This window comes from Clostridium celatum (assembly GCF_021412605.1).
Lineage (GTDB): Bacteria > Bacillota > Clostridia > Clostridiales > Clostridiaceae > Clostridium > Clostridium celatum.
Window position 1 is genome coordinate 43,339 of the sequence record NZ_JAJKGM010000009.1, and the last position, 18,244, is coordinate 61,582.

The window sequence follows — 18,244 nt, forward strand, 5'->3', positions numbered from 1 at the left end:
TAAATAAAATTAGAACAATAGAAGTTTTAAAACCTAAAATATATATTTCAATACATAAAATTTAGGAGGGCTAGGAATGAAAGCAAGGCTTATATTAGAAAATGGAATGACTTTTGAAGGTAAGGCATTTGGATATTTAAAAGATAGCGTAGGAGAAGTTGTATTTACAACAGGGATGACAGGTTATCAAGAGGTATTAACAGATCCATCTTACTACGGTCAAATTGTAACTATGACATATCCGCTAATAGGGAATTATGGTATAAATTTAGAAGACAATGAATCTGAAACTCCAAAGGTAAAGGGATTTATAGTAAGAGAAAAGTGTAATTTCCCTAACAACTTTAGATGTGAAATTGGATTAGAAGATTATTTAAAACAAAATAAAATAATTGGATTAGAAGGTATAGATACAAGAGCCTTAACTAAGATTTTAAGAAATAATGGAACAATGAGAGGAATAATTTCATTAGAACATAGTAGCTTAGACGAAGTAGAAGAAAAAATTAAAGCTTTCTCAAATAAAGAAGCTGTTAGTATAGTTTCAACTAAAGAAGCTTATACAATTGAAGGAACTGGTAAGCATGTTGCAATAATGGATTTCGGTATAAAGACTAATATAATTAGAAATTTTAAAAAAAGAAATTGTAAAATAACAGTTTTTCCGATGACTGCTACAGCTGAAGAAGTATTATCAGTAAATCCTGATTTAGTATTTTTATCAAATGGCCCTGGGGATCCAGAAGACTTAGAAAGTGTAATAGAAAATATTAAGAAGATAGTCGGAATTAAACCAATAGTAGGAATTTGCTTAGGACATCAATTATTAGCATTAACCTTAGGAGGAAAAACTACTAAATTGAAGTTTGGACATAGAGGATGTAATCACCCAGTGAAAGATTTAGAAAAAAATAGAGTTCATATTACATCTCAAAATCATGGATACGTAGTTGATGAATTGCCTGAAGGAGTTGTAGCAACTCATATGAATATAAATGATGGAACAATAGAGGGGATGAAGCATACTACATTACCAATTTATTCAGTTCAATTCCATCCAGAGGCAGCAGCAGGTCCAAAGGATAGCGAATATATATTTGACAGATTTATGGAATATGCACTATAGGAGGGTTTAGAAAATGCCATTAAATAAAGATATTAAAAAAGTTTTAGTTATAGGATCAGGACCAATAGTTATAGGACAGGCGGCAGAATTTGATTATTCAGGAACTCAAGCATGTCAAGCATTAAAGGAAGAAGGAATAGAAGTTGTATTAGTTAATTCTAATCCAGCTACTATTATGACTGATAGAGAAGTAGCAGATAAAATTTATATAGAGCCATTAACATTAGAATTCGTTGAAAAAGTAATAGCAAAAGAAAGACCAGATAGCTTACTTGCAGGTATGGGAGGTCAAACAGGACTTAACTTAGCAGTTGATTTACATGATGCTGGAATATTAGAAAAATATGATGTTAAGGTTATAGGAACATCAATAGCTTCTATCAAAGAAGGCGAAGATAGAGAATTATTTAGAGATATGATGCACAGAATCAATGAACCAGTTATTACATCTGAAATAGTAACTGATATGGAAGCAGGTATGGCTTTCGCAAATAAAATTGGATATCCAGTTATAGTAAGACCTGCTTATACATTAGGAGGAACTGGTGGAGGAATAGCTGAAAATGAAGAAGAACTAAGAACTATTCTTGCATCAGGATTACAATTAAGTACAATAGGGCAAGTTTTATTAGAAAAGTCAGTTAAAGGTTGGAAAGAAGTAGAGTACGAAGTGATGAGAGACTCTTACGGAAACTGTATTACTGTATGTAATATGGAAAATATTGATCCAGTAGGTATCCATACAGGAGACAGTATAGTTGTAGCTCCATCTCAAACTTTATCGGATAAAGAATATCAGATGCTTAGAACTGCATCAATTAATATTATTAATGCAGTTGGAATTGAAGGTGGATGTAACGTACAATTTGCTTTAAATCCAAATTCATTTGAATATGCAGTTATTGAAATTAATCCTAGAGTTTCAAGATCTTCAGCTCTTGCATCAAAGGCTACTGGATACCCAATAGCAAAGCTTGCAGCTAAGATAGCTTTAGGATATGGATTAGATGAAATTAAAAATGCAGTAACTCAAAAAACATATGCATGTTTTGAACCAACATTAGACTATGTAGTAGTTAAGATTCCTAAATGGCCTTTCGATAAATTCTTTACAGCTGATAGAGCTTTAGGAACAAAGATGATGGCAACTGGAGAAATAATGGCTATAGGTGCTAACTTAGAGTCAGCATTATTAAAGGGGATTAGAAGCTTAGAAATAGGAAAATATTCTTTAGACCATCCAAAGTTTAAAGAAATGAGTATACAAGAATTAAAAGAAGCTGTAATGAAACCTGATGATGAAAGATTATTTGCTCTTACAGAAATGATAAGAAGAGATTACAGAATTGAAAGTATTGCTAAGATTACTGGAATAGATATATTCTTCTTAGAAAAATTTAAGTGGATAGTACATGAAGAAACTAGATTAAAGTTAAGCAAAATAGATGATCTAGATAAGGAATGGTTATTAAATCTTAAGAGAAAGGGATTCTCGGATAAGGCTATAGCTGATATGTTAAAGGTTAGTCCAGATGATATTTATAGATTAAGAAGTATTTGGAATATAAAACCGGCATATAAGATGGTTGATACTTGTGGTGGAGAATTTGAAGCATTATCACCATACTACTACTCAACTTATGAGCAATATGATGAAGTTGAAGTATCAGATAAGAAAAAAGTTATAGTAATAGGTTCAGGACCAATAAGAATAGGTCAAGGTATAGAATTTGACTATGCATCAGTTCATTGTGTAATGGCATTAAAAAAGATGGGAATTGAAACTATAATAGTTAATAATAACCCTGAAACAGTAAGTACAGATTTTAATATATCAGATAAACTTTACTTTGAACCATTAACAGAAGAAGATGTATTAAATATTATTGAAAAAGAAAATCCATATGGAGTAATTCTTCAATTCGGTGGTCAAACAGCAATTAAGCTTGCAAACTTCTTAAAGGAAAAAGGAATTAAAACTTTAGGAACTACAGCAGATCAAATTGATATGGCCGAAGATAGAGAAAAATTTGAGGAATTACTTGAAAAATTTGATATAGCTAGACCTAAGGGTAAAGGTGTTTGGACTTTAGAAGAAGGTATAGAAGAAGCTAGAAGATTAAAGTTCCCAGTACTTGTTAGACCTTCATATGTTTTAGGTGGGCAAGGTATGGAAATAACTCATGATGAGGAAGAGTTAACTTACTACTTAAAGAATGCATTTATGAAGGATAAAAAGAATCCAATTCTTATAGATAAATACTTAATGGGTAGAGAAATCGAAGTAGATGCTATATCTGATGGAGAAAATATTTTAATACCAGGAATAATGGAACATTTAGAAAGAGCTGGAGTTCACTCAGGAGACTCTGTAACAATGTATCCAAGTCAAAATATTAGTGATGAAATAAAAGCAAAAGTTTTAGATTATACTAAAAAGTTAGCTTTAGCTATAGGAATAAAGGGAATGATAAACATTCAATTCATAGAATTTGAAGGAAATCTATATGTAATAGAAGTTAATCCAAGAGCTTCAAGAACAGTTCCTTATATCAGTAAGGTAAGTGGGGTTCCAATAGTAGATTTAGCTACGAAAGTTATGCTTGGAGAAAAGTTAGCAGATTTAGGATATGGAGTAGATGTTTATCCAGAACCAGAACTAGTATCAGTTAAGGTTCCAGTATTCTCAACTCAAAAGTTACCAAAGGTTGAAGTATCTTTAGGGCCTGAAATGAAATCTACAGGAGAAGTTTTAGGTGTCGGTAGAAATATTAAAGAAGCTTTATATAAAGGATTTGTTGGTGGTGGAATGTATCCATCAATGGAAAAAGGAAAGATTTTAGCAACTATAAATAAGCATGATAAGGCTGAATTTTTACCAATAGCTAAAGATTTGGCTAAGGCTGGATATAGATTTATAGCAACAGAAGGAACTTGTAAGCTTTTAAGAGCAGAGGGAATTGATTGTGAAGAAATTAGAAGACTTAATGAAGAAAATCCAAATATTTTAGATGTTGTTAAAAACAAAGAGGTAGATTTAGTAGTTAATACTCCAACTAAAGGGAATGATTCTAAGAGAGATGGATTCTTAATTAGAAGAGCTGCCATTGAAAGAAATATTGGAGTAATAACAGCTCTAGACACATTAAGAGCAATTGCAGATGTTAAGGTGTCAGAAATTGATAAAATGAATTTAGAGGTATTTAATATAGCTGAGTAATAAAAATAAGCAAAGGGTTATGTAAATTGTACATAATCCTTTGCTTTTAAATTTTATAATTAGATACTAAAAATATATTCTTATAAAATAGTGAATTATATGTTATAAGAATATAATTCAAAATTAATGAAAAAAGTCCAGTACAAGATAAAAAAGCTATTGACTAAGAACTAATGTTCTGTTATATTTAAAATATAAAGAACGCTTGTTCGGAGGTGCGGTATGAAAGGAAATGGAGATATATTTGTAAAAATGAATTATAAAAATATTGGAGAGTTAAATAGCTTTATTTATAACAGCATGAATGGAAAAAATAAAAATGAAGATAAATATGTTATGTGTGCTGGAAAATATGATAAAAACGGGTGGACAATAGTATTTAAAGCTAAAAATATTAATGAGGCAGAAGAATTATTAAGTAGAAATAGTGCTAGAAGAGAATTAAATAGAAGAGAACAGTTAATGAATTCATCTATTATAGACAATGAAAGAGTTTTAATACCAGCTTGGATGTCAAATAATTAACTATACATATAAATAATAATAATTGTACTTATAATATTAAGCTAGATAATATTTGGATAAGTGAATTTATAAATAAGTTAGAAATATAGGCAAAAGTTGTTTCTCGTTAAAAAAATAGTATATAATTTATATATAGTAATATGCCTAAATAAATTAATATATATTAGGATATATAATAAGTTTATAAATTATAAATTGGAGTGAGATTACTTGGATAATAATAATAAGCCAATAGGTTTTTTAGATTCTGGAGTTGGTGGATTAAGTGTAATGAAGGAAGCAATAAAAATAATGCCAAATGAAAATTACATATATTTTGGAGATTCAAAGAATGCTCCCTATGGAGTAAAATCAACAAAGGAAATTAGAGATTTAACATTTAAAGCAGTAGAATTCTTAATAAGTAAAGGTATAAAGGGACTTGTAGTAGCTTGCAATACAGCAACAAGTGCGGCAGTAAGAGAACTTAGAACTGTTTACCCAGATATGCCATTAGTAGGGATAGAGCCAGCTATAAAGCCAGCAGTAGAATTAGGAAGAGACGGAAAAATACTTATAATGGCAACACCTATGACAATAAAACAAGATAAATTTAAATTACTACTAGATAAATATAAAGATAAAGCTGAAATAGTACCAATACCATGTGCGGGACTTATGGAATTTATAGAAAGTGGAGTATTGGATGGAATAGAATTAGAATATTATTTAAAGGAAAAATTAAGTGATTATTCTTCAGAAAATGTTAGTTCAGTAGTATTAGGATGTACACATTATCCATTTGTAAAAGATTCAATATCTAAAATATTAGGAAAAAACGTTGAAGTTATTGATGGTGGTGAAGGAACGGCTAGGGAAATAAAAAGAAGATTAGCTGAAAAGAACCTACTTAATACTAATACAACTAAAGGAAAGATAGAAATATATAATTCTTTAGGAGAAGATAAGATAATAGATTTAAGTTGGAAATTATTGTCATAAAGATAAAAATAAAAAAAGACGCCAAGTAGGCGTTTTTTTATTTTTAAATAAATATTGTTAAATAGTTGACAATTAATAAAGAGTAGTATATATTATTATTAAAGGATGAATTTTCTGAAAATTACAAAAATAAGGGGGGTTTAGATATGGATATGATTATAAAGGTAAAAGAATTCTTAGGGGAAAAGTACTCAGTAGAAGATGCTATATTACTAAGAGAGATAGTTAAGAATAACTTAGAGTTAGGTGTAGTTTTAGATTTCCAAGGCATGACTAGAATTCCAACTACTTTTCTAAACTGCTTATTCAGTGATTTAATAAATAAGTTTGGAAGAGATTACATTTTTAAGCATATTGATGTTAAAAATTTATCAAATTATAGTGATTACTCAAGAGTAGTATTAGGAACTGCTTTTCAATAAATAAATAATATATAATAAAAGCTTCTAAATTTTTAAGTTAGAAGCTTTTTATTTACCAAATTATTTTAATAAAATTTATATAAATCGTTGAATTACTATAGGTAAATATGATAATAATAAATTATACCAAAAATGAAAGTGAGGTAACTTAAATGAAAAATCCTATAGTAACTATAGAAATGGAAAACGGAGATATAATGAAAGCTGAGTTATATCCTGAAATAGCTCCAAATACAGTAAAGAATTTTGTTGATTTAGTAAATAGAGGATTCTATGATGGATTAATATTCCACAGAGTAATACCTGGATTTATGATACAAGGCGGATGCCCAGAAGGAATGGGAATTGGAGGACCTGGATATAGCATAAAAGGTGAATTCTCAAGAAATGGATTTAAGAATGAATTAAAACACACAAAAGGTGTTTTATCAATGGCTAGAGCTATGCATCCAGATTCAGCAGGAAGTCAATTCTTTATCATGGTTGAAAATGCACCACATTTAGATGGACAATATGCTGCATTTGGTAAGCTTATAGAAGGTCAAGATGTTGCAGATAAGATAGTTAGCACAAAAACTGATTATAGCGATAAGCCATATGAAGATCAAGTTATGAAAAAAGTAACAGTTGATACTTTTGGAGAAAAGATAGAAGAGCCAGAAATTATAGAAGACTAATTTTTAGTTAAAGATAAAAGGTTAAGAATTAAGAGTTAATGTATATTATGAATCTTAGAAAGGTTAATTCATAATAAAAGTTAATTTTTAATATCTTAACTTTTTGATTATTATGGAATTTATTGCTTATTTTAACTTATAATAATATAAGTACTATATTCACAATATATAAAGGATGTTGATATAGAAAAACTAAAATAAGTATAAATTTTAAAAGTAAAAGTTTATTATATTTAAGAGAGGTATTGAGTGATGCTTGAAAATAATAAGTGCATTTTGGCTTATGGATTGTCTGATTTAGAGTTAGAAAAGTTAAGAGAACTAAAGTTTAAAGTAATAGAAGTAACTCCAGAAATGTGTGAAATGACACTAAATGATATATTATCAGGAATAAGATTAAATGTTATAAATGGAAATCCAATTAAAGAAAAAGCTATAATATATAATAATTTTTTAGAATTTGAAATGAGCGATGTTATAAGAGAAACTAGAAGTATTGTTAAAAAAGGTGTTTTAGCAATGGTAACTCCAACGTCTATTAATTGGAAATTTAATTATTTAATAAAGCATCTTATAGAAGAAAGAGAATGGTATTTAAAGAATAGAAAGGAATAGAGAAATGAGTAGAGTTGGATTAAAGATTAAAGAGGCAAGAGAAAAATCAGGTATGACACAAAAAGCTTTAGCAAAAAAGCTAGGCGTTGCAGAAAAGTTTATTAATGAAGTTGAAACTGGAAGAAGAATAGTACAAGAATCATTTATAGACAAGGCAGCAAAAGTTTTAAATGCTGATTTAAATGATGTTAGTATGGTAGTAACAGATGAAGCCTTAATGGAAGAAAGAAAAAACTATGTAGCAATTAATAAGAAACCAGAAAAGATTCAAACAGAAGAAGTTTGGGATAATGCTTTTTCTTCGGTACTTAAAAATGTACCAATTTATGATTATAATTTAAAAAATGTTAAAGGGAAAATAGAATTACCTATTCATTCAAATAAAGTGGAAGGTTTTCCACAAGATAAAGTAATGTATTTAGAAATTCAAGATAACGAAATGTCTGGTTTTAGAATAATGGAAGGTGATTTAGCATTTTCTCATTTAGTTAAGGAAATAAGCAATAATGGTATATTTTTAGTGGACTATAAAGGAAAGAGAAAGATAAGACAAATAAAAAGCCTTGGAAATTCTAAGCTACTGTTAGTAAGTAACGGGGGAAGCCTAATGACTGAAACTGTTGAAAGTAGAGAAATTTCAGTTATTGCAAAATTAGAGAGAATTGAAATAAGATTATAGAAAAAGTGCCAATAGGCACTTTTTTATTATGTAAATATTTAAAATCTATTTAATTGAATAAATATAAATAGTACGTTGGGGACAATGTGGATAAAATCATCAAAACTGTGGATAACTTTTGTAGTTAGTGCTAATTAAATTATATTAATTTAGTTTTAGATTATTAATGAAATAGTTAGTAGGTATACTTTTTTACTGTGATTAGTTCAAATATAAAGAGTTATACATATATTGATAATAGGAATTATCATGAGGTGATAAATATAGAAAATAATAAAGTTGGTTTGGGGTTATTAAAAAATATACCGAAATCAATATTAGCAAAGTTTAGTATATCAAACAATTTTTTAGCTAGTAACAGTGATACTGAAATTGAAGTAAGTATAATTTCAGGTAGTTCTCCAAGTGAGATTTCTCAACTTGTAGATAGTTTAGGAGGAAAATATACAGATTTAGGATATGGGTATGGAATAGTTTTGATTCCTGTAGAAAATATTGTTAATTTAGCAACTAGTCCTCAAATTCAATATATTGAATTGCCAAAAAGTTTATATACTAATGATTATGAAAGTAACAGGGCCTCTTGTATAACTCAAATAAATTCAGGTGAGCTGAAGGGCAAAGGTGTTTTAGTTGGATTTATTGATACAGGAATAGATTATACTCATCCTGCATTTAGAAATGCTGATGGAACAACTAGAATAGAATATATATATGATTTAGATGAAGGCGGAAAAGTATATAATAAATCTCAAATTAATGAAGCACTTAAATCATCTAATCCGTATTCAATAGTTGATTCTACTGATGTTACTGGACATGGAACACACGTTGCAGGAATAGCTTGCGCTGGAGGAAACATAGATTCTAAATATTATGGAGTAGCTCCTGAAAGTTCAATAGCAATGGTTAAAGTTGCTAGAAGTAGATTTGCATTGAGTACTCAAATAATGAAAGGAATAAAGTTTCTTATTGATAAAGGAAAAGAGCTAAATATGCCTTTAGCAATAAATATGAGTTTAAGTACTAATGATGGAGCACATAATGGAAGTAGTTTACTTGAACAATATATATCTACAGTATCTGCTACAGAGAGGGTATCTATAGTTATTGCAGCAGGTAATGAAGGTGAAGCTGCACATCATGTTGGAGGAACATTAGAAGGAATAAATGAAGTATATTTTAATATTTCATCAGATGAATCTATAGTTGTAATAAATTTATACAAATCAATATTACCAGAAGTAAGTATAGAATTACTTTGTCCATGTGGATTTAGTACTGGAGAAATAATATTACAGCAGGGATTTAATGAAGGAACTATAGGAAATACAAGGTATTCTATATATTTAACGGGTCCTAAACCTTTTGATGTAAGTGGTGAAATTGGAATTGTGTTAACTGGTGTTAATGAGTTTGTATCATCAGGTCAATGGAAGATAACTCTAAAAAAATTGAATGAATATGATGGGAATTTTGACATGTGGTTACCTATTTCCGAAGGTTTAAATATTAATACTAAGTTTTTAAACCCAGTTGTTTATAATACGATAGGAATTCCAGCTACAGTTAGAAATATAATATCTGTTGGTAGTTATAATTATTTGGTTAATATTATTTCACCATTTAGTGGTAGAGGAGAAATATATAATGGACAATATATAAAACCAGATATAGTTGCGCCAGGAGAAGGAATTTACTCAACTATACCTAATAGAGGATTTGATAAAAAAACAGGTACGTCTATGGCAGCACCACAAGTTACTGGAGCTTCTGCACTTATGATGCAATGGGGTATAGTTAAGGGAAATGATCCATACTTATATGGAGAACGGTTAAAATATTTTTTGATTATAGGAGCAAAAAAAGGAAGACGTGATATACAATATCCGGATCCAGCATGGGGATATGGAGAACTTTGTTTAAGAAATAGTATTAATTTAGTTTCTCAAACATTAGGGTTAGGATTTAGGAATTTTTACATTAAAGATAGACAGGAAAGCAAAAATGTTAGTGAAGTGTCTGGAATTGGTGTTGATTATACTACAGATAGTAAAGATAAAATATTTATTTTGGTAGAGGTACCAGGTGAAGAAGCCCTAGAAAATATATTAAAAATACCTGGAGTTGCAGGTGTAATGATATCAACAAATTTTGCAATAATAATTGCACCGGCTAATATTATTAATGAAATAACTAAATTTGTTGTAAGAGTAGTTAATATTGAAGTTTCAACTATATTAACATTGAATGAACTTTCTCCAGTAGAAGCTAGTGGTGCTCCTACATTTAACAATAATCCGTATTTAAGACTTAATGGAAAAGATGTGTTAGTAGCTGTAATAGATACTGGAATAGATTATCTTAATAAAGAGTTTCAAAAAGAAGATGATACTACAAGAATCTTAAGAATATGGGATCAAACTATACAAGGTGATAAAGAAGTAAATGGATTAAAATACGGAATTGAATATACTGAAGAACAAATAAATCAAGCAATAAATTTACAAACTTCAGGTGGAGACCCATATAGTATAGTTCAATCTAAGGATGATATAGGTCATGGAACTAAATTAAGTGGAATTATAGGGGGAAGAGGAATAAATCCAGAGTTAAAAGGAGCTGCTCCTGATTGTCAATTTATTATTGTTAAATTGGCTAGAGCAACTAAGGTAGAACTTGATTTAGCACTTATTGATAAAACAGATGTACCTTCATATAGTCCGTGGAGTGTATTATTAGGGCTAAGATATGCGATTTCTACTGCTAGAATGTTAAAGAAACCGGTGGTAGTATTTATACCACTTGGAAGTAGTATGGGGTCTCATACAGGAAATGGAATTATTGAATCATCTATAGAAAATTTTTCAAGTCAAGCAGGAACTGTAATTATTGTACCTGTAGGTAATGAGGGAAATACAGATACTCATACTGAAGGAAAAATAGAAAAAGTTGGTGATATAGAGGAGATAGAGATAAGAGTTGGTGAAAAACAAAAAAATCTACCGATAGAAATATGGATAGGTAAGCCAGATAGAGTTAAACTGTCCATTATATCACCTGCAGGAGAGGTAATAGATAACCTTGAATCTAAAAATACAAACAATGAAAGAATTAAATTTTTATATGAAGGAACTGAAATGATAGTGAATTTTACTTCTCCAGAATTGACAACAGGAGATTCACTTATTTTTATAAGAGCATATAAATTAAGAGCAGGAATTTGGAAGTTTAGATTAACAGGGCAATATATAGTGGAAGGTAAGTATAGTGCTTGGATACCACAAAGGGAGCTTTTAGATGATGAAACTAAATTTTTAAATCCTGTTGAATATACAACTCTTACATTACCAAGCACATCAAGGGGAGCAATTTCAGTGGCATATTATAATCAAGATAATAACGCAGTTGTATCAGAATCAGGTAGAGGCTATACAAGAAATGGAGAAATAAAGCCAGATATAGCAGCAGGCGGAGTTAAGGCTTTAGTTACTAATCCAGGAGGAAATACTTCATTAATGAGTGGTTCTTCAGTTGCAGGAGCTGTTGTTGCAGGATGTTGTGCGCTTATTCTACAATGGGCAGTTAGTGATGGAAACTATCCAGATATATATTCATCACAGATAAAATCTTATATTATAAGTGGTGCTAAAGGAAGACCAGGTGATGTTTATCCTAATAGAGATTGGGGATATGGTATGTTTGATTTACAAGGCATATTTGATAGAATAAGAGAAACATATTCACCTAGATCAGATGAATATGAAGAATATAAGGTTAATAATTTGTTTATTAGAAAGCCTAAAGATTTATAATAATCACTAAATATAATTAAAAAGCATATTAATATAATGAATTAATTTATATAGGAGTAATATATGGCAGAAAAGGGTGGCTTAAAGTTGCAATGTTTTGTTGGAGATACGTATATTCCCATAGATGGAATAAAGGCTACATTAGTATCTTCTCAAGGATCAACAGGTGGAAATAAAGAGATAGAGCTTACAACTAATTCTTCTGGAGAATCACAAGTAATAGAACTATCAGCACCGCCATTAGCATATTCAGAACAACCAACAGGAAATATACCATATAGTCTTTATGATTTAAAAATTGAGAGAGAAGGCTTTCAATCATTAGTAGTTAATGGTATACAGATATTTCCTGATGAAATAGCAATTCAACAATGCAATTTAATTAAAGAGATGAGAAATATTGGTAGCAGAGCGGATGTAATAAATATTCAACCTAATACATTGAATGGAAATTATCCAGCAAAAATTCCAGAAGAGGTTGATAAACCATTACCAGCACCTACTAGTGGAGTTGTTTTGCCAAAGCCTGTTGTTCCTGAATTTATTGTAGTTCATGCAGGAGGACCTAATAATACATCAGCACCAAATTACACAGTACCTTATAAAGATTATATTAAAAATGTAGCTTCATGCGAGATATACTCAACATGGTCCGAAAATACTATTAGGAGTAATGTATATGCAATTATATCATTTACACTAAATAGAATTTATACGGAGTGGTATAGGGGAAAAGGAAAGAACTTTGATATAACTAATTCAACAGCTTATGACCATGCATTTAATTATGGAAGAAATTTATATGAAAGTATAAGTGTAATTGTAGATGATATATTTTCTACTTATGTACGAAGGGTCGGTAGAAAACAACCGTTATTAACACAATATTGTGACGGGAAAAACGTTCAATGCCCAGGATGGATGACCCAATGGGGAAGTAAGTATATGGGTGATGAGGGAAAAACACCATATGAAATACTAACGGCTTTTTATGGTAGTGATATTGAGCTTGTTACAGCTGAAGTTGTCGAAGGAAGTCCAAGTTCTTATCCAGGTTATGATTTGACTTTAGGGTCTAGTGGAGATGAAGTTAAAGTAATCCAAGAACAATTAAATAGAATAGCACAAAATTATCCACTAATACCTAAATCAGCTTTAGATGGAGTATATGGAGAAAAAACTCAAGAAGCTGTTAAGGTGTTCCAAGGAGTATTTAATTTACCTCAAACAGGTGTTGTAGATTATGCTACTTGGTATAAAATATCAGATATTTATGTTGGTGTAACAAGGATAGCAGAATTAAGAGGTTGTGCTAAGACACAAAGAATATTTACACCACCAGTTTCATTTGATCTTTTAAAATCTAAAGATATACCCCGAATTAATTACTTTGACGACTAATAATATGATAAATCTAACTTAAAAAATGATGATATAGCATTTTAATTTATTTTTGTTATATCATCATTTTTAATTTTAATTAAATTCACTTTTATGTTTGAAGTAAAAATAAATACATTGAGATATAAATATTAAGCTAAGCACTCCAAATAGTGGATAGAGTGTTGAAATTAAATTTGAGAAACCAATTTGAGATATTGGTAGTGCAATAGCAAGAACTATAAAAATACCATTTTTAAATTTTATATTAAATGATTGTTCAAGGGTTTTGCTTATAGAATATACATCTGAAACTTCAGTAGAGAACATTTCAAGCCAAATAATAACTAAAAGCATAGCTTGAATTACAGTTCCAAATCTTTGAGAAACTAAAAGTAATGGTATTTCAAGTTCAAATATATAGGGTTGATTTACTAGTAGTAATAAATTTATAGCACTTGATAGTAATGTAAGACCTAAGGCTCCAATTGCAACACCATAAATAACATTTTTTGAGTTTTTAGTTTCGTTGCTTAAAGGAACTAATACACCAGAGCAGCAAAGTACATTATATCCAGCATAAAGTATTGTAGACACAGCTATTCCAGTTTTAGGTGGCGTAAATTTAGCTATGTATTCTAAAGAAACTATATCTTTACAAAATAAAAGATATAGTAAAGTAATTAATGTAATTGTAAAAAGTAATGATGGAACAATAAATGAGTTTACTTCTATTAGTCCATTAGTTCCTCTTAATAAAAATATGCAAGCAATTCCTAACATAATTAAAGAACCAAGTATTTTAGGTATTCCAAAAAATTGATTTAGTAATGCTCCACTACCTGCAAGTATTATTGAAGCACTAGATATTAAATAAAATGTAGTAATAACACCTGTTATTTTACCTAATAAATTTGGACTTATTATTTTCAAAACATCGCTATAAGAATTAAGTTCATATCTTATACTTATTTTAGATAATATAGTGCCCATTAAAATATAAAATGCGCCACAAAATAATATTCCAAAGAAGCTAATTGGCCCAAATGATGTAAAAAATTCAGTTATCTCTTTACCGGATGCAAGACCAGCTCCTACAATAGTGCCAATGAATACAGCGGCAATTTCAAAAATTTTAATTAAATCTTTTTTCAACCATATCCCTCCATTATATTTCTAATATCAATATATAAAAGTTACAGTACAATTATTCTTTATTTATGAATAAGCTAAATTTAATTAGGAAAAATAAATTTAAGTATTGTTTATAATGATATAAGTTATAAGGAGATAATATGATGGGTTTAAAAAAGATAATTAGCATTATGTTGATTTTAACTACAAGTATATTAATTAGTTGTACCAAAATGGAAAAAAATGAAGAAGCAATGTTAGATTTATTTGATGTTTTAAAGGGGAGAACATTAGCAAAAGAGTATTTACTAAATATAAGTAAAGGTGATATTACTAGTGCTAATGAATTATGTGATAATGAACTTATTAGCAATAATGTTAATTTATCAGAAGGAGTTTCAAAATTAGCTTCATTTCAATTAGATGAAACAATTTCAGGAAATGATTTTTCATACTTTATCTTTAATGTAATAAGAGATTCTAATGTTGAACCTAAGAGTGATTTAGAGAATTATATTATAAGGGTAAATAGGGCTGGTGATAAATATACAATAAGTAGTGTAAAAGCAACATCTAAAAGAGAATTATATACAAAAAATAAGGCGCTTAGAATAATTGGTGAAAAGGGAGGGAAAAGTAGTTTAGTTATTAGCTTAAATAATATTCCTAAAGATACTTATTTGAGAAATAATAAAGTAATGCTTTATAAAGAAAAGGTACCTAATGATAACTTTGGTAAGGTTGTTTTAGGCTTTACAGGTCAAAAGGTCGCTATTTCAACAATTAATGAAAAAGATGCATATATTTGTGTGGTATATATAGATGATACTTTAATGGAGAGTGGAACAGATGAAATTTCACCAGGTACTCCTTCAGAAAGTGCTTCATTAGCAGAAATAGAAGATATTATGGAGAAGCCAGTATCAAGAAAAGTAGTATCAGTTGATTTGTTGAATAATTGTAAAATAGAGGATTTTATATTTTCAAAAGAAGATGATAATTTAGCTGTAAACTATAAAAACGAAGCAGGTATAAATAGACTTAATATTTATAAAACTGAAGACGGAGAACTTATAGAGAGTAATTTAGATGGTAAATTCTCTAAAGAAGTATATAATGTTAAGGCAAACTATTTTGAAGATGAAAACCTTAATTTTACCGTTTATAAGAATGATAATAGTAAGGATAATTTAACAGGAGTATATGATATTAATATAAAAAGTTTAGAAATAACTAAATTGTAATTGTGAAATAACTAATTTATAATAGAGTAAATTAATAAAAGAGGCTTGTATGTAATATACAGACCTCTATTTTATATTTTAAGATAAAGAGTAGGTGAAAATAGAAAATGTCTAAAGAGTGGAATGGAAAAAGATATCATAGCTTAAATTATTTCCTAAGAAATAAATTTAATGAAAAAATATATAAAATATCATTAGATGGTGGATTTACTTGCCCAAATAGAGATGGAAGAGTAGCAAAAGGTGGATGTACATTTTGTAGTGCAAGAGGTTCAGGAGATTATGCAGGAAGTAGAATTTTATCAATAACTGAACAGTTTGAAGATAGAAAAAAGATGATGGAGAAAAAGTGGAAGGACGGAAAGTATATTGCATATTTTCAAGCTTATACTAATACATATGCTCCAGTTGAAGAATTGAAAAGAAAATATGAAGAAGCTTTAGCACAAGAAAATGTAGTAGCATTATCTATAGCAACAAGACCAGATTGTTTAGATGATGATGTTTTAGATTTTCTTGAAGAATTAAATAAGAAGACATATTTATGGGTGGAATTAGGATTACAAACAATCAATGACGAAACAGCTAATAACTTTAATAGAGGCTATGACTTCGAAGTATTTGATAGGAGTATAAAAAAACTTCAAGAAAGAGGAATTGAAGTTGTAGTACATACTATCTTTGGGTTACCAGGAGAAAGCAAGGAAGATATGCTTAAAACTATAAATTATGTAGCACATTCAGGAGCTCAAGGTATTAAGTTTCATTTGTTACACTTAATGAAAAATACAAAGATGGCAGAGCAATATGAAAGAGAAGAGTTTGAGCTATTAAGCAAAGAAGATTATATAGACTTAATTTGTAAAGGTGTTGCCATGATTCCAGAGGAAATGGTAGTTCATAGATTAACAGGAGATGCACCTAGAGCAAGTTTAATTGGTCCAATGTGGAGCTTAAAAAAGTGGGAAGTTTTAAATGATATAGATAGAGCCTTGGTAGAGAATGATATTTGGCAAGGAAAAGACTTTAAATAGTTAAAGATAAAGAGGTTAAATAAAATAAAGAGCATTGCAATTTGATTTTGCATTAGCTCTTTTTTTATTTATAATTATGTTATGGAACAAAATGGGATGAGAGCTAGTCTAATAGACGAAAGGAGCGAATTAATTGGAGGCTTCAATAAAAAAACAGAGTAAGGATGAGTTATTACTGGAGGTTAAAAGAGCAAAGGGTGGTAATAAGGAAGCTTTTTGTAACCTAATTAGAATAAATAAAATAGCTATGTATAGAGTTTCAAAATCTATATTAAGTAAAGAAGAGGATGTAGAAGATGCCGTTAGTGAAGCAATACTAAAGGCTTATAAGAATATAAAATCATTAAAAGATGAGTCGCTTTTTAAAACTTGGTTAATAAGAATAGTTATAAATGAAAGTAATACATTATATAAAAAAAGAAGCAAAGAAATCACTGTAGATAAGGATAATTTTATTAATATTAAAACTAAAGATACTTATAAGGATTTAACTTTATATGATGCCATTAATTCTTTAGAGGAAGATTTAAGAATGACTACTATATTATTTTATTTTGAGGATATGAAATATAAAGATATAGCAAAATTATTAAATATAAAAGAAGGCACTGTAAAATCTAGATTATCAAGAGCAAAGGAAAAATTATATCATATGTTAAAGGAGGAGCTTTATGGATAAATTTGATGATTATTTAGAAAAACAAAGTAAATGTGAAAAAGAAAAGTTTGTTTTGCCTCAATCCTTTGATAGAAAAGTAGAAGATATATTATTAAATTTAGATTCTGAATTAAAAAAGGAAAATAATAAATGGTATAAAAATAAAAAGCTTTGGACTACAGCCGCATGTTTTGCATTCATATGTTTAGCTGGAATGGGACTATCTAAACAAATACATTTAGGAAAAAATGAAAAAAAACAAACTACAGTGGCTAGTGAGGAATCTATGATGAAGTCTGCTGGTGTAAGAGAAAATGAAAGTAATGTTACTCATGATATTGAATCATATGGTTTAAAAGAAAGTGATTTAGATAATATAGAGGATAGTCAGGTGCTAAGGGCAGATGACATTTATAATATAACTATAGAATCTATATCAACACAAACTAAATACAAGGAAGTTACTAAAAAAGAAGATATAAATAATATAGTAAATTTCATAAATACAATGCCTATTTATGAAGTTATAAATGAAAACATAAATTCAGTACAATACTCTATAAAGATACATGGAGTAACAGATCATATTTATAGTTTTAATGATGATATAATGGGTGTAGATGGTATTTATTATAGAACGGTAGAAAAAGAAATTAGTGAACTAAATGAATTATATAATAACTTAAATTATGAAGAAAAGTTTATTGATTAGAAATAATATAAACTAAAAAGGT

General features: G+C 29.0%; 15 protein-coding genes. 14 read left to right on the forward strand and 1 reads right to left on the reverse strand.

All coding sequences use genetic code 11. The features are described 5' to 3' along the window. Positions 1-76: 76 nt before the first annotated feature. From LPC13_RS06015 to LPC13_RS06060, 10 genes are all read left to right on the forward strand, one after another. Positions 77-1,126 (forward strand): carbamoyl phosphate synthase small subunit, encoded by a 1,050-nt coding sequence (locus LPC13_RS06015; RefSeq protein WP_005209660.1) that lies wholly within the window; start codon positions 77-79, stop codon positions 1,124-1,126. Between the two features lie 13 nt (positions 1,127-1,139). Continuing rightward, a complete protein-coding gene (carB, locus tag LPC13_RS06020; protein WP_005209661.1) occupies positions 1,140-4,346 on the forward strand; it encodes a carbamoyl-phosphate synthase large subunit in 3,207 nt (1,068 codons plus the stop codon). Positions 4,347-4,568: 222 nt separating this feature from the next. Continuing rightward, entirely contained in the window at positions 4,569-4,871 is a 303-nt protein-coding gene (locus LPC13_RS06025) for a hypothetical protein (RefSeq protein WP_195245199.1), read from the forward strand. 210 nt (positions 4,872-5,081) lie between these two features. Next, the gene (murI, locus tag LPC13_RS06030) at positions 5,082-5,852 is read left to right on the forward strand and encodes a glutamate racemase (RefSeq protein WP_005209664.1); all 771 of its coding nucleotides are present in this window, start codon (positions 5,082-5,084) and stop codon (positions 5,850-5,852) included. A 152-nt stretch (positions 5,853-6,004) separates the two neighbouring features. After that, positions 6,005-6,274, forward strand: a complete 270-nt coding sequence (locus LPC13_RS06035) for an STAS-like domain-containing protein (protein ID WP_195245201.1) — start codon at positions 6,005-6,007, stop codon at positions 6,272-6,274. A 152-nt stretch (positions 6,275-6,426) separates the two neighbouring features. Beyond that, on the forward strand, positions 6,427-6,951 hold the full coding sequence (locus LPC13_RS06040; RefSeq protein ID WP_005209672.1) for a peptidylprolyl isomerase: 525 nt from the start codon (positions 6,427-6,429) through the stop codon (positions 6,949-6,951). Positions 6,952-7,203: 252 nt separating this feature from the next. Next, entirely contained in the window at positions 7,204-7,566 is a 363-nt protein-coding gene (locus LPC13_RS06045; protein ID WP_040418334.1) for a DUF3783 domain-containing protein, read from the forward strand. 4 nt (positions 7,567-7,570) lie between these two features. Then, positions 7,571-8,245, forward strand: coding sequence for a helix-turn-helix domain-containing protein (locus LPC13_RS06050; RefSeq protein ID WP_005209675.1), 675 nt, complete (start codon positions 7,571-7,573; stop codon positions 8,243-8,245). 254 nt (positions 8,246-8,499) lie between these two features. Then, a complete protein-coding gene (locus LPC13_RS06055; protein WP_234088696.1) occupies positions 8,500-12,060 on the forward strand; it encodes a S8 family serine peptidase in 3,561 nt (1,186 codons plus the stop codon). A 63-nt stretch (positions 12,061-12,123) separates the two neighbouring features. Then, the gene (locus LPC13_RS06060) at positions 12,124-13,461 is read left to right on the forward strand and encodes a peptidoglycan-binding domain-containing protein (protein ID WP_005209680.1); all 1,338 of its coding nucleotides are present in this window, start codon (positions 12,124-12,126) and stop codon (positions 13,459-13,461) included. Positions 13,462-13,536: 75 nt separating this feature from the next. On the opposite strand, the gene LPC13_RS06065 is transcribed toward LPC13_RS06060, so the two are convergent. After that, positions 13,537-14,595: a YkvI family membrane protein gene (locus LPC13_RS06065; RefSeq protein WP_005209682.1), complete on the reverse strand. Its 1,059-nt coding sequence runs from the start codon at positions 14,593-14,595 to the stop codon at positions 13,537-13,539. Between the two features lie 140 nt (positions 14,596-14,735). Here LPC13_RS06065 and LPC13_RS06070 point away from each other — a divergent pair, with 140 nt between their 5' ends. The 4 genes from LPC13_RS06070 (at position 14,736) to LPC13_RS06085 (ending at position 18,222) form a co-directional block, all read left to right on the forward strand. Next, a complete protein-coding gene (locus LPC13_RS06070) occupies positions 14,736-15,818 on the forward strand; it encodes a hypothetical protein (protein WP_195244739.1) in 1,083 nt (360 codons plus the stop codon). Positions 15,819-15,925: 107 nt separating this feature from the next. Beyond that, a complete protein-coding gene (locus LPC13_RS06075) occupies positions 15,926-16,852 on the forward strand; it encodes a TIGR01212 family radical SAM protein (RefSeq protein ID WP_005209687.1) in 927 nt (308 codons plus the stop codon). A gap of 133 nt (positions 16,853-16,985) precedes the next feature. Next, positions 16,986-17,531: a sigma-70 family RNA polymerase sigma factor gene (locus LPC13_RS06080; protein WP_005209689.1), complete on the forward strand. Its 546-nt coding sequence runs from the start codon at positions 16,986-16,988 to the stop codon at positions 17,529-17,531. After that, positions 17,524-18,222 carry a hypothetical protein gene (locus LPC13_RS06085; protein WP_234088697.1) on the forward strand — a complete coding sequence of 233 codons (699 nt, stop codon included), beginning with the start codon at positions 17,524-17,526 and terminating at the stop codon, positions 18,220-18,222. The genes LPC13_RS06080 and LPC13_RS06085 overlap by 8 nt, the downstream gene beginning before the upstream one ends. Positions 18,223-18,244 lie beyond the last annotated feature (22 nt).

Bases quoted from the DNA above. Each gene is read 5' to 3' on its own strand.
- LPC13_RS06015 (WP_005209660.1), top strand. From the start codon at position 77: ATGAAAGCAAGGCTTATATTAGAAAATGGAATGACTTTTGAAGGTAAG.
- carB (WP_005209661.1), top strand. From the start codon at position 1,140: ATGCCATTAAATAAAGATATTAAAAAAGTTTTAGTTATAGGATCAGGA.
- LPC13_RS06025 (WP_195245199.1), top strand. From the start codon at position 4,569: ATGAAAGGAAATGGAGATATATTTGTAAAAATGAATTATAAAAATATT.
- LPC13_RS06035 (WP_195245201.1), top strand. From the start codon at position 6,005: ATGATTATAAAGGTAAAAGAATTCTTAGGGGAAAAGTACTCAGTAGAA.
- LPC13_RS06040 (WP_005209672.1), top strand. From the start codon at position 6,427: ATGAAAAATCCTATAGTAACTATAGAAATGGAAAACGGAGATATAATG.
- LPC13_RS06045 (WP_040418334.1), top strand. From the start codon at position 7,204: ATGCTTGAAAATAATAAGTGCATTTTGGCTTATGGATTGTCTGATTTA.
- LPC13_RS06050 (WP_005209675.1), top strand. From the start codon at position 7,571: ATGAGTAGAGTTGGATTAAAGATTAAAGAGGCAAGAGAAAAATCAGGT.
- LPC13_RS06060 (WP_005209680.1), top strand. From the start codon at position 12,124: ATGGCAGAAAAGGGTGGCTTAAAGTTGCAATGTTTTGTTGGAGATACG.
- LPC13_RS06070 (WP_195244739.1), top strand. From the start codon at position 14,736: ATGATGGGTTTAAAAAAGATAATTAGCATTATGTTGATTTTAACTACA.
- LPC13_RS06075 (WP_005209687.1), top strand. From the start codon at position 15,926: ATGTCTAAAGAGTGGAATGGAAAAAGATATCATAGCTTAAATTATTTC.
- LPC13_RS06085 (WP_234088697.1), top strand. From the start codon at position 17,524: ATGGATAAATTTGATGATTATTTAGAAAAACAAAGTAAATGTGAAAAA.